At 71.9% G+C, this 12,114-nt stretch carries 11 protein-coding genes and 2 pseudogenes; 9 read left to right on the top strand and 4 right to left on the bottom strand.

From position 1 onward, the window contains the following. A pseudogene (locus AOJ26_RS36250) lies at window positions 1–714 on the bottom strand (N-acetylmuramoyl-L-alanine amidase); the annotation flags it as partial. A gap of 290 nt (window positions 715–1,004) precedes the next feature. On the opposite strand from AOJ26_RS36250, the gene AOJ26_RS36245 reads away from it, so the two are divergent. The 4 genes from AOJ26_RS36245 (at window position 1,005) to AOJ26_RS36230 (ending at window position 4,505) form a co-directional block, all read left to right on the top strand. After that, window positions 1,005–1,622, top strand: coding sequence for an RNA polymerase sigma factor (locus AOJ26_RS36245; RefSeq protein ID WP_053852603.1), 618 nt, complete (start codon window positions 1,005–1,007; stop codon window positions 1,620–1,622). Next, window positions 1,619–2,443, top strand: a complete 825-nt coding sequence (locus AOJ26_RS36240; RefSeq protein WP_053852602.1) for a hypothetical protein — start codon at window positions 1,619–1,621, stop codon at window positions 2,441–2,443. Before AOJ26_RS36245 ends, AOJ26_RS36240 begins: the two co-directional genes overlap by 4 nt. Window positions 2,444–2,766: 323 nt before the next feature. After that, window positions 2,767–3,429 (top strand): RNA polymerase sigma factor, encoded by a 663-nt coding sequence (locus AOJ26_RS36235; protein WP_053852601.1) that lies wholly within the window; start codon window positions 2,767–2,769, stop codon window positions 3,427–3,429. Continuing rightward, a complete protein-coding gene (locus AOJ26_RS36230; RefSeq protein ID WP_053852600.1) occupies window positions 3,429–4,505 on the top strand; it encodes a hypothetical protein in 1,077 nt (358 codons plus the stop codon). Before AOJ26_RS36235 ends, AOJ26_RS36230 begins: the two co-directional genes overlap by 1 nt. 222 nt (window positions 4,506–4,727) lie before the next feature. Here the strand turns inward: AOJ26_RS36230 and AOJ26_RS36225 are convergent, their stop codons facing one another. After that, window positions 4,728–5,540 (bottom strand): L,D-transpeptidase family protein, encoded by an 813-nt coding sequence (locus AOJ26_RS36225; protein WP_053852599.1) that lies wholly within the window; start codon window positions 5,538–5,540, stop codon window positions 4,728–4,730. 122 nt (window positions 5,541–5,662) lie between these two features. Between AOJ26_RS36225 and AOJ26_RS36220 the strand changes: the two genes are divergently transcribed. Next, the gene (locus AOJ26_RS36220; protein WP_053852598.1) at window positions 5,663–7,243 is read left to right on the top strand and encodes an acyl-CoA mutase large subunit family protein; all 1,581 of its coding nucleotides are present in this window, start codon (window positions 5,663–5,665) and stop codon (window positions 7,241–7,243) included. A gap of 17 nt (window positions 7,244–7,260) precedes the next feature. Beyond that, window positions 7,261–7,914, top strand: a complete 654-nt coding sequence (gene leuE / locus AOJ26_RS36215) for a leucine efflux protein LeuE (RefSeq protein ID WP_053852597.1) — start codon at window positions 7,261–7,263, stop codon at window positions 7,912–7,914. Here leuE and AOJ26_RS36210 read toward each other — a convergent pair. Beyond that, on the bottom strand, window positions 7,904–9,301 hold the full coding sequence (locus AOJ26_RS36210) for an FAD-dependent oxidoreductase (RefSeq protein ID WP_053852596.1): 1,398 nt from the start codon (window positions 9,299–9,301) through the stop codon (window positions 7,904–7,906). The genes leuE and AOJ26_RS36210 overlap by 11 nt on opposite strands. 71 nt (window positions 9,302–9,372) lie before the next feature. Between AOJ26_RS36210 and AOJ26_RS36205 the strand changes: the two genes are divergently transcribed. Further along, window positions 9,373–10,020, top strand: a complete 648-nt coding sequence (locus AOJ26_RS36205) for a TetR/AcrR family transcriptional regulator C-terminal domain-containing protein (RefSeq protein WP_053852595.1) — start codon at window positions 9,373–9,375, stop codon at window positions 10,018–10,020. An 86-nt stretch (window positions 10,021–10,106) separates the two neighbouring features. After that, window positions 10,107–10,496, top strand: coding sequence for a hypothetical protein (locus AOJ26_RS36200; RefSeq protein ID WP_159044473.1), 390 nt, complete (start codon window positions 10,107–10,109; stop codon window positions 10,494–10,496). Window positions 10,497–10,515: 19 nt separating this feature from the next. Here the strand turns inward: AOJ26_RS36200 and AOJ26_RS36195 are convergent, their stop codons facing one another. Next, window positions 10,516–11,637 (bottom strand): acyltransferase family protein, encoded by a 1,122-nt coding sequence (locus tag AOJ26_RS36195; protein ID WP_053852604.1) that lies wholly within the window; start codon window positions 11,635–11,637, stop codon window positions 10,516–10,518. Window positions 11,638–11,877: 240 nt separating this feature from the next. On the opposite strand from AOJ26_RS36195, the pseudogene AOJ26_RS36190 reads away from it, so the two are divergent. Continuing rightward, window positions 11,878–12,114 (top strand): annotated as a pseudogene (locus AOJ26_RS36190) (hypothetical protein); the annotation flags it as partial.

Here is a 12,114-nt window from a genome sequence, read left to right as displayed (position 1 = left end):
GGCACCCCAGCCGGCGCGGGAGACGATCGGCGGTTCGGGGACCGTCGACGGGGGCGCGGTGGGGGTGGTGGCGGTCGGGGTCGGCGTGGGTGTCGGCGTCGCCGTCGCCGTCGCCGTCGGGGAGGCGGTGGAGGTGGCCGTGTCGGTCGGGGTCGGGCTCGGCGTCACGTCCTCGGCGTACGCCGCCGGGTCCTTGTCGTCGCCCGCGTCCCGCTGCTCCGCGGCGGTCGCGATGCCCGGGTCGACCAGGTTGACCTTGAGACCCGAGGGCAGTCCGGCGCTGGTGGTGCCGTCCTCGTGGACGACCTGGACCTCGACACCGTCCGAGGGGCCCACCCACAGCGGTTCGGACGCGCCGCGTGCCCCGGCCCGCTCGTCGGCGTCCTCCACCGGGTCCGCGTTCGTCTCCAGGTCCTGCCAGGACGTCCACACGCCGGTGTCGATGCTCCGGGTGCGTACCTGCGCCTTGCCGTCGAGCCGCTTGGTCGCCCCCGTCCAGGAGATGCCGAGCAGCGAGAACTGCTTGGTCTCGGTGCGCGGCAGCTCGCGCTCGCCGGTCTCGGGAGCCTTCAGCGCGAGGTTGTAGACCTTCACCGGCCGCTTGGGCTGCAAACCCCCCGCGGCGTCGGTCGACGGGCTGGCGACGGCGTAGGTCGCGATGCCGCCGCCTCCCAGAACCACCGCACCGAGCGTCAGCCACGCCCGCCGCTTCATGCTCAGCGGTCTGTACGCACGGCTTTTACGACGACTCACTACCCCACCCCTGAATTTGGTCACAGACCTTGAATCCGGTCACAGAAACACCACCTGTCTCACAGGTGGCACTTGCACAGCGTACGAGGAGCGCCAGGTGTCACAGGTGCCGAGGTCGGGACGGCCGGTGAGGAGCGACCCGCTGTGACACTTCTGTCAGGTCCGGCGCTGTTGACCGTGGGGGACATGGGCAAGGGCGACCACGCCGGAGGGTGCGGAATCGCCACGAACCGGTACGGACGGGAAAGTTCTTGGGCCAGGGAGGGGAACCCCGCCGCGTGCAGGCGTACGACGGGGAACTGGGCACGGCCGTCGCGCGGGCCCAGGAGGGCGACGAGGCAGCATTCGCGGTCGCCTACCGGTTGGTGCAGCCCGGACTGCTCGGGTACCTGCGCGGACTGGTCGGGGAGGACGCGGAGGACGTGGCGTCGGACGCCTGGCTGGAGATCGCCCGGGACCTGGGCCGGTTCAGGGGGGACGGGGCGGGGTTCCGCGGCTGGACCGCGACCATCGCCCGGCACCGGGCCCTGGACCATCTGCGCCGGCAGAAGGTGCGGCCCCGGTCGGCGGCGCTGGAGCAGGACATGCTGGACCTGCCGGGCCCGCACAGCACCCACGACCAGGCGCTGGAGACCCTCTCCACCGAGTACGCCCTGGACCTGGTCCGGGGGCTGCCGCGCGACCAGGCCGAGGCGGTGCTGCTGCGGGTGGTGGTCGGTCTGGACGGTCCCGCGGCCGCCCGCGTCCTGGGCAAGCGCCCCGGTGCCGTGCGCACCGCGGCCTACCGGGGGCTGAAGCGGCTGGCGCTGCAACTGGGCGTCGAGAGTGTGACGGATGACGGCCCCCGGACGCTGGGGGAGTCGACATGACAGGTGAGGGCGCCACGGCGGACAGGGACGGACACGGCATGGGTGACGAGCGGAGCGGCGACGCACCCGGCCGCCGGCATGCGCGCCCGGCGGAGACCGTCCGCGGGCGGCAGCAGTCGTACGACCGCGAGTCCCCGTACACCGGCAGCCCCCTGGAAGCGCTGCTCGCGGCGGCCCTGCGCGGGGAGAAGCCCGAGGACGAGGCGGAGCGGCGGGCCGTGGCCGCGTTCCGGGCGGCGCGGGACGCCGGGGCGCACCGGGCCCGGACGCGCCGGCGGGACGACTGGCGGCCCCGCTCGCGGCGCCGCGCGCATGCGCTGAGGGCGACGGTCGGTGTCCTCCTCGGGAGCCTGACCCTCGGCGGGGTCGCCTACGCGGCGATCGGCTCGGTGGGGAGCGGCGTGGACCAGGGCGCGGCGGGGGGCAGGGACGTGCGCCCGAGCGTCTCGGCGGGCACGTCGGCCGGGTCGCACAGCGGCGTGCGGCCGTCCGCGTCCGCCCCTGCCGCGCGACCGCCCGCCGCGAAGGACACCCTTACGCACTGCCGTGCCTACGAGAAGCTCCACGGCCGGGGCGAGGCCCTGGACGCCACGGCGTTCCGGCGGCTCGTGACGGCGGCCGGCGGCGAGGCGCAGGTGAGCGCTTACTGCGCCGCGCTGACGGCGACGACCGACGCGAAGGACACGGGGAACGCCGACGGCCAGGGCAACGCGAACAGCGGGGGCAACGCGGGGAACGCGGGCGGTGCGCAGCCGGGGAAGCAGCAGGACCGGACGAGCGGCCGGTCGAACGCGGACGAGAACAAGTCCAAAAAGCAGTGACCCGGCGCGGCCGAGGCAACGGCCGGGGCCGCCACCCCCCACAGGAGAGGCCCCGGCCGTCGCGCGGCACGGGCCGCGCGGCGGCCCGTACTTCCTTCAGCGTCATGAGTGCGGTTTCTGTCACACCCCGCCGGACCAGCTCCGGATCACGAGCTAGTTGCATTTTGTACGGACATGGACGAGCAGCGGTTTCAGGTCGTAACGTGCCTTTCGCGCCGGGCGCGGAAGTTGAATGATCAACGCGACTCTCGAACGATCACCACAACCCCTCGACGGCTCGAAGCGGCGACCATCGATCGCGACCACGTATTGAGGATTCACGGGTGCTGGGGGACGACGCGGAGTTGACTGCCGCGGTGCTTGCGGCACAGGACGGGGACGAGACCGCGTTCCGGACTGTGTACCGCGCGGTGCACCCGCGGCTGCTCGGATACGTCCGCACACTGGTCGGTGATCCGGACGCCGAGGACGTGGCCTCCGAGGCCTGGCTCCAGATAGCCCGTGACCTGGACCGTTTCGACGGGGACGCGGACCGTTTCCGCGGCTGGGCCGCCCGGATAGCGCGCAACCGGGCCCTCGACCACATCCGGATGCGCGGCCGCCGTCCCGCCATCGGGGGCGACGAGACCGAGCTGACCGGGAAGCCCGCCCAGTCGGACACCGCGGGCGAGGCCATCGAGGCGCTGGCCACCGGCACCACCCTCTCTCTCATCGCCCGGCTGCCCCAGGACCAGGCCGAGGCCGTGGTGCTGCGCGTGGTGGTGGGCCTGGACGCCAAGACCGCCGCCGAGACCCTGGGCAAGCGCCCCGGCGCGGTACGGACGGCCGCGCACCGGGGTCTGAAACGGCTCGCGGAGCTCCTCGGCGAGGATCCGGAATCGGCCGGCGCGCTCGATGCCCTGCCCCCGCAGCGAGAACCGCAGGACCGTGCGGTGACGTCCGCGAGTGTGACGCATACGCGTCCGCGGACGCAGAAGGACATGTGATGGCCGACGAGAGCTACGAGTGGCTGGACCTCGAGACAGCGGAGCGGTTGCTGCGCGGCGAGTCACTGGAAGCTGTCGACGAGGCCGACCGCGACCGGGCCGAACGGCTCGCCAGGACGCTGGACGCACTGACCGTCGAACCCGCGCCGACCAGCGGCGGACTCCCTGGTGAGGAGGCCGCCCTCGCCGCGTTCCGCAAGGTGCGCGCGGATCGCGAGGATCGTGCGCAGGACTCGGTGGGCCCCTCCGACCGGGGCCGGCACCGGGCCGGGACGGGTTCCGCCGACGCCGGTCTGGTACGGATCGGCGTCCCCGACGCGGGGGCCCGTCGTGCCCGCCGGCGGCGTCCCGCGCACCTCGGACTGGCGGCCGTCCTGGCCGTCGGCATGGCGGGCGGAGTGGCCGCCGCGGCCGGAATCGGCGTCCTGCCGCACTTCGGGAACGGCGAACCGGAACCCGCGGCGACGGTGTCGGCCGCCTCAACCCCGGACCGCCCGCTCGGCTCCCCGCCGGCTTCGGCCCCCGAAGTCGCGCCCTCACCGGAAGGCACCCCCTCCGGTGGGTCCGGTTCCCGGGACACGGCACGCGGCGGCACCGGCGCGACGCCCGGCAAGGGGTCCGAGGGACTGGGAGGCCGGTCCCGCGGCGACTGGAACGGAGCCGCGTCGGCCTGCCGGGACGTGCGCGCGGGCAAGAAGCTCGACCCGTCCCGCAAGCACTCCCTGGAGGGTGCGGCGGGCGGTGCCTCGCAGGTGTGGAAGTACTGCCAGGGGGTGCTGTCCGGCACCGGCTCGCAGGGCGGCGACGCCCAGTCCGCCCCCGACGGCCACAAGGGCGACGCGAAGAGCGACGGCAAGGGCGAGGGCAAGGGCGAGCACGGGGACCACGACAAGGACGGCCACGGCGCGGGCCACGGCCGGGGCAACGGGAACGGCGGGAACGGCAACCAGTTCACGTCCCCCCGCAAGAACCACCACGGCCCCGACGGCGGCACCGCCTCCGGCGCTCCGATCGCCCCACCCGGGGCAACGATGTCACCGGACCCGGCGCCGAGCCCCTCGTACAGCGCACTGTGACCGCTTCCCACCGCGCTGACCTGCGTTTTTCTCGCCCACCGCGATGTCGGTCGCGGTGGGTGTGACGTTTTCGGCCGCCGTAGCGCAGTACTGAGTGAGCCGACTGGTCATCGGCCGTCGCACAGAGCCGGGGTTCCCCCCGTACCTACGGCTCGTGCACCTGGCGCGGGCGGGACACGTTCCCCCGGTCCCGTCCGCGCCCCTCACCCCTCCTCGCGGAACTCACCAGTGGACGACGACCTTGTCGCCGTTCCGCACCTGGGCGAACAGGTCCGCGATCGCCGCCTCGTCGCGCACGTTGACACAGCCGTGGGAGCCGCCCGCGTAGCCGTGGGCCGCGAAGTCGGCCGAGTAGTGCACCGCCTGGCCGCCGCTGAAGAACATGGCGTAGGGCATCGGGGAGTCGTAGAGCGTCGACACATGGTGCCGTGACTTCCAGTAGACGCTGAACACGCCCTCACGGGTCGGTGTGCCCACCGAGCCGAAGCGGACCGGCACGGTCATGACCGTCCGTCCGTCGACCATCCAGCGCAGGGTCCGGCTCGACTTGCTGATGCACAGCACCCGCCCGGTCAGACAGCGCGCGTCCGGCGCGTCGGCCGGCTGGCCGCCCATCAGGTACAGCTCCCACTTGCCCGGCTCGCGCGTCATGGCCTTCAGCCGCTTCCAGGTGACCGTGTCGGTCCTCCCGGTCCGCGGCAGCCCGCGCTTGCCCTGGAACCCCTTCACCGCCCGCTCGGTGAGGTCGTCGTACGACCCCGTCGGCCCGTCGAACAGCCAGGCGACCTGGCGCAGCCGCGCCTGCAACTCCCGTACGTCCCGCCCGGAGTCGCCGCGCGACCACAGCACGGCGGGCGCGGCGGACGGCGCGGACGGTGTCGCGGTCGGTTTCGGGTCGTCGTCCGCCGGCGGTGTGCTGTGCTCCGGGACCTCGATCCGCACCGGCAGTCCCCGCTTGCCGTCCCCGTCGGCGGTCTGCACCGTGCAGCCGCAGGCCAGTGCCAACACCAGCAGCGCCGCGAACGATCTCCCCATGCCCGTACTACGCATCCGGACCCCCTGTCGTCTCACCGGCGTCCCTGACATGTCTCCCCCCGGACGGCCGGTCGCGAACGACCCGGCGGCGCTTCGCCCGCGACCGCAATACGGTGGTGGGCATGACGCGTGAGTCGGAGTCCGGACTGCCCATCGCACCCGTCTACGGCCCGGAGGCCCTTCGGGGCTGGACCCCCGAGGAGAAGCTCGGCGAGCCGGGCGGGTACCCCTTCACTCGCGGCGTGTACCCGTCGATGTACACGGGCCGCCCCTGGACGATGCGCCAGTACGCCGGTTTCGGCACGGCGACGGAGTCCAACGCCCGCTACCGGCAGCTCATCGCACACGGCACCACGGGCCTGTCCGTCGCCTTCGACCTGCCCACCCAGATGGGCCACGACTCCGACGCCCCGATCGCCCACGGCGAGGTCGGCAAGGTCGGTGTGGCGATCGACTCGATCGACGACATGCGGGTGCTGTTCGACGGGATCCCGCTCGACCAGGTGTCCACGTCGATGACGATCAACGCGCCGGCCGCGCTGCTGCTCCTGCTGTACCAACTGGTCGCCGAGGAGCAGGGGGTCGGAGCGGACCGGCTGACCGGCACGATCCAGAACGACGTGCTCAAGGAGTACATCGCGCGCGGCACGTACATCTTCCCGCCCAAGCCCTCCCTGCGGCTGACCGCGGACATCTTCAGGTACTGCGGGGCCGAGATGCCCCGGTGGAACACGATCTCGATCTCCGGCTACCACATGGCCGAGGCGGGTGCCTCGCCCGCGCAGGAGATCGCCTTCACCCTCGCCGACGGCATCGAGTACGTCCGCACCGCGGTCGCGGCCGGCATGGACGTCGACGAGTTCGCCCCGCGCCTGTCGTTCTTCTTCGTCGCGCGGACGACCATCCTGGAGGAGGTCGCCAAGTTCCGTGCGGCCAGGCGGATCTGGGCGAAGGTGATGCGGGAGGAGTTCGGCGCGCGGAACCCCAGGTCGCTGATGCTCCGCTTCCACACGCAGACGGCCGGCGTGCAGCTCACGGCCCAGCAGCCGGAGCTCAACCTCGTCCGGGTCGCCGTCCAGGGCCTGGCCGCGGTCCTCGGCGGCACCCAGTCGCTGCACACCAACTCCTTCGACGAGGCCATCGCCCTGCCCACCGACAAGTCGGCCCGGCTGGCGCTGCGCACCCAGCAGGTGCTGGCCCACGAGACCGACGTGACGGCGACGGTCGACCCCTTCGCCGGCTCCTACGCGGTCGAGAGCATGACCGACGACGTCGAGGCGGCCGCGCTGGACCTGATGCGCAAGGTCGAGGACCTCGGTGGCGCGGTCGCCGCGATCGAGCACGGCTTCCAGAAGAACGAGATCGAGCGCAACGCCTACCGCATCGCCCGGGAGACCGACGCCGGCGAACGGGTCGTGGTGGGCGTCAACCGCTTCCGGCTCGACGAGGAGGATCCGTACGAGCCGCTGCGCGTCGACCCCGCCATCGAGGCCCGGCAGGCCGAACGCCTCGCGAAGCTCCGCGCCGAGCGGGACCGGGCGGCGGTGGCCACGGCCCTGGACGCCCTGAAGAAGGCGGCCGAGGGCGAGGACAACGTCCTGTACCCGATGAAGGACGCGCTGCGGGCCCGGGCGACGCTGGGCGAGGTGTGCGACGCCCTGCGCGAGGTGTGGGGGACCTACGTTCCCTCGGACGCGTTCTGAGTGCGACACTCGTCCCCATGTTCGGTGTCATCGACCTCCCCACCTATCTGGCGGGCCTCGTCCTGATCGTCCTGCTGCCCGGACCCAACTCGCTGTACGTCGTCTCCGTCGCCGCGCGGCGGGGAGTGCGGGCCGGATACACCGCCGCGGCCGGGGTGTGGTGCGGGGACGCCGTGCTGATGACCCTGTCCGCCGCCGGGGTCGCCTCCCTGCTCCAGGCCAACGCCGTGCTGTTCGGGATCGTGAAGTACGCGGGCGCCGGGTATCTGACCTGGCTCGCGGTGGGGATGCTGCGGGCCGCGTGGGGCACCTGGCGGTCGCGGCGGTCGCCCGTGGCCGAGGCGGAGGCGGCCTCCGACGCCGGCCCGGGTGAGCGGCCGTACCGCAGGGCCCTCGTGATCAGCCTGTTCAACCCCAAGGCGATCCTGTTCTTCGTCGCCTTCTTCGTGCAGTTCGTGGACCCCGGCTACGCGTACCCGGCGCTGTCCTTCGTCGTCCTCGGGGCGTTCGCGCAGGCGGCCAGCTTCCTGTACCTCACGGCGCTGATCTTCGGCGGGACGAGGCTGGCGGCCGCGTTCCGCAGGCGCCGGCGGTTGTCCGCGGGGGCGACCTCGGCGGCGGGGGCGCTGTTCCTCGGGTTCGCCGTGAAGCTGTCGCTCGCTAGCGCGTGATCCCCCGGCCGACGTAGGCCGTCAGCTTCCCGGCGTCCTCACCGGCCCAGCCCACATAGCCGTCCGGACGCACCAGGAACAGCCCCTTCCCGTAGTACGGCTGCTCGTCGCCGGTGACCACGCGCACCGGCGCCGGCAGCCGCGGTGCCTCGACCCCGACCGCCACCAGCGTCCAGTGCGGGCCGCGGAACGCGTCGAAGAGCCGTACGCCCGACAGTTTCCCGTCGGGTGCGCGGTCGCCCGCACGGAGCCCGCCCGGTGCCGTGCGGGTCTCCTCCGTGAGGGACGAGTCCCGGTAGCCCAGGCCGAGTTGGCGGGTGGCCTCGCCCCGGCGGACCTCGCCCCGGTGCACGCCGGTCGAGAGGCCGAGCATCTGCGCGGCGATGGGGCGGCGCTCCTCCTCGTAGGTGTCCAGGAGATCGGCCGGGGCACCGCCGCGCAGCACCGCTCCCAGCTTCCAGCCCAGGTTGTAGGCGTCCTGGACGCTCGTGTTCAGGCCCTGGCCGCCCGCGGGGGAGTGCACGTGCGCCGCGTCGCCGGCGAGGAAGACCCGGCCCGAGCGGAAGCGGTCCGCGAGGGCCGCGCGGGGCCGGAAGTCGGAGGCCCAGCGGACCTCGGTCACCGACTCGGGGGCGAGGTGGGAGCGGGCCGCGACGACCTCGCGGACGGCGTCCGGGGACAGGTCCACCCGGGTGCCCTCCGGGAACTGGGCCACGACCTGGAAGTCCTCCGTGCCGGCGAGAGGGCAGACCGAGAGGTATCCGGCATCGCCGCGGGGCGGGAAGATGTGCCAGTTGTCCCGGTCCAGGCCGGTGATCCGGACGTCCGCGACGAGCAGCGGGTTGGGGTCGACCGTCTCGCCCGTCATGCCGACGCCGAGGGTCCGGCGCACGACCGAGCGCCCGCCGTCGGCGGCGACCACGTACCGGGCCCGGACGTCGGCCCCCGCCGCGAAGCGCGCGGTCACCCCGTCGGCGTCCTGCTCGATCCCCACGACCTCCCGGCCGAAGGCCACCTGCCCGCCGAGCTCCCGCAGCCGTGCGAACAGCACCTCCTGGGTGCGCCACTGCGGCACCATCCAGGGGGCGTTGTAGGGCGAGTCCTCCGTGGGCTCGGCCGGCTCGAACATGTGGTGCTCGCCGGCCCGCTCGCCGTCCTGCCAGACCATGCCGACCGGGTAGGTCCCGCCCACCGAGAGGATCGCGTCGAGCACGCCGAGGTCGTCGAAGACCTCCATGGTGCGCGGCTGGAGGCCCTTGCCGCGCGAGCCCGGGAACAGCCGGTCCGCCTTCTCCACGACCAGCGCGTCCACACCCCGCCGGGCGAGGTCGATCCCGAGGGCGAGCCCCGTCGGCCCGGCGCCGACGATCAGTACGTCCGTGTTCATGAGCATTCCCCTTAACGCTGTTAAGTGCTGTCGGCTCCGAGGTTGCCCTTAACGCTGTTAAGCTGTCAAGCGTGAGTACGGAGAAACGCCCGCCCCTCGACCGCGCCCGGGTCGCCGCCACCGCCCTGAAGCTCCTGAACGAGGTGGGCCTCGACGGCCTCACCCTGCGTGCCATCGCCAGGGAACTCGACGTCAAGGCCCCGGCCCTGTACTGGCACTTCAAGGACAAGCAGGCGCTGCTGGACGAGATGGCGACGGAGATGTACCGGCGGATGGTCGCCGGGACCGACCTCGACCCGTCCGACACCTGGCGCGAACGGCTCCTCAAGTCCAACCGCGCACTGCGCACCGCCCTGCTCGGCTACCGCGACGGCGCCAAGGTCTACAGCGGCTCACGCTTCACGGGCCTGGTCCACGTCGAACAGATGGAGGAGACCCTGCGCCTGTGCACCGCCGCCGGATTCACCCTCTCCCAGGCGGTCCGGGCCATGTCGACGTCGTACCTCTACACCCTGGGTTTCGTCACCGAGGAACAGGGCGTGGTGCCCCTGCCCGGCGAGCGCCGGGAGGGCTTCGACGTGGCCGAACGCGCCCGCATGATGGCCGGTTTCCCGCTGTCGGCGGCGGCGGGCGCGGAGATCTTCCAGGACTTCGAGCGGGGGTACGAGGAAGGGCTGGCGGTGGTGCTGGCGGGGATCGAGGCGCGGTACGGGCTCTAGTGCCGGTCCGGCGGATCGCCCCGGTGTCACGGAGCCCGGCACGCGCATCTGCGCTGATCAAGTGAACCCTGGAAGGGATGCCGTACATGTTTCTGCATCTGCCCACCTACGCCTGGGCTCTCATGGCCGCCGTCGTCACTCCGGCGCACATCGCCCTGATGCGATGGGCCATGCCGACACCGAAAGGGAAACGGAGCGTCTCCTTCATCCCTCTCGTTCTGGGGGCGGTCCTGCTGATGTACGCCGTGGCGAACAGCTACTCGGCCTCCGTCACCCTGTACCTGTACAGCTCCGTTCTGCTCATGTTCCTCGTCGTGATCCTTCCGGTGCGGAAGAGGGTCGCCTCCGAGATTCTGGAACAGGAGGAAAACCCGGACAGCGAAGTGAAAGTGGACGGTCTGTCGCTGGCGTGGATCACTTTCTCGCTGCTCGTCACGATGGGCATCGTGATCGCCGTGTGGCTGTCCCACACCTAGTGCTCCGGCAAGGCCCCTGTCACCGCGCCTTGTTCAGCGCGGTCCGCAGTCGTGGGGTCAGCGGTTTCTCGACGAGTCGGTTCAGGAGCCAGGCCAGCGCCAGCATCGAGGCGATCGTCAGTGCGAAGGTCACCGACGCCGGAAGGCCCAGATGGCGGTGCAGGGCGCGGATGACCACCCAGCCCAGGTGCTCGTGCACCAGATAGAAGGGGTACGTCAGCGCCCCGGCCACCGTCAGCCAGCGCCAGTCGGCCCACCGCAGCCAGCCCAGCGCGATCGCCGCGACCGCGACGAACCCGAAGGCGACGACCATCACGATGCCCAGCGAGGTGCGGTGGGCGAAGGCGTTCGGGTCGGACACGTTCCACAGGGACTTCACCGCGTAGTGCTGCCCGATCAGGAAGCTGACCGCCACGATGCCCCACGCGTACACGTCCCGCCGGTCGAGGTGGACGAGGTAGAGGCCGACACCGCCGATGAAGAAGGACGCGTACTCGGGCATGAACACCACGTCGAGCAGCGGCTGGTGCGCGGCCTGGGTGAGAGCGGCCGCCAGCGTCCAGCCGGCGCAGAACATGATCACCCGGCGCCGGGAGGCCCCGGGCAGGACCACGCACAGCGCGAACAGCGCGTAGAAGCGGACCTCCGCCCACAGCGTCCAGCAGACGCCGAGCACCCGGTCGACGCCCAGCGGCATCTGAAGCATCGTCATGTTCACCAGGACGTCGCTGGGCGACAGCGCCTTGTAGGCGACCGCCGGCAACGCGAACACCGCCGTGACCAGCAGCACGGCCACCCAATAGGCGGGCAGCAGCCGGGACGCCCGGGAGGCGAAGAACGATTTCAGGGGCCGGCCCCAGCCGCTCATGCAGATCACGAATCCGCTGATCACGAAAAAGACCTGGACGCCGAGGCAGCCGTAGGAGAAATACGTGTGCAGCGTCGGGAACTGGCGTTGTGCGGAACTTCCCCAGGACTGGGTGATCTCGCCGCCGCGGCCGCCGTAGTGGTAAGCGGCCACCATCAGGGCGGCCACCAGCCGCAGTCCGTCCAGGGCTCGCAGCCGGGTCTCGCGGGGGCGCGGGGCGGGCAGTGGCCCTTCCGGCCGCCGGGGCAGCTCGGGTGCCGGCCGGACGGTCATGCTGGTCACGGAAATCCCCTTCGCAAGCTCTGAAGAGCCTAAGTCACTCCTGTGGATGCGCCCCAGCACGTTAGTCCGAATCGCGGCGATGTCTTACTCGCCGGACCAACGATTGGCCTTCTGGTACCGGTGAGTTCACCTGCATGTCGTTTTGGCTTCCTAAGTTCGCCCAGAATCCCCCCACGTCGCAGTAAACCCATGAACTTGCCTTTGCTTCGGCAAGAAAACAACAGGAGTGCCATGACGACGGTCCAGAAGAGGCGTGCACGCGCGCGTGGAGGGGAGCTGGACGAGTGCCTGCGCGCCTGCGCGGCGCACAGCGGCAAGGTGGTCGGCAGCATCGACCGCCGCCGTGTCGAACTCGGCGAACAGCTGCGCAGACTGCTCGTCGTCTGGGGCACCACCGCCACGGCCACCCCGGCCGCCCCCGGGGCGTCGAGGAGTTCGGCCGGGATGTTCGACGCGGGGGTCGCGGCG

The sequence above is a fragment of the Streptomyces sp. NRRL B-24085 genome, assembly GCF_001282115.1.
Classification (GTDB): Bacteria; Actinomycetota; Actinomycetes; order Streptomycetales; family Streptomycetaceae; genus Streptomyces.
Note: the sequence above shows the minus strand (reverse complement) of the source record. Positions and strands in the feature narration are given on the sequence as shown.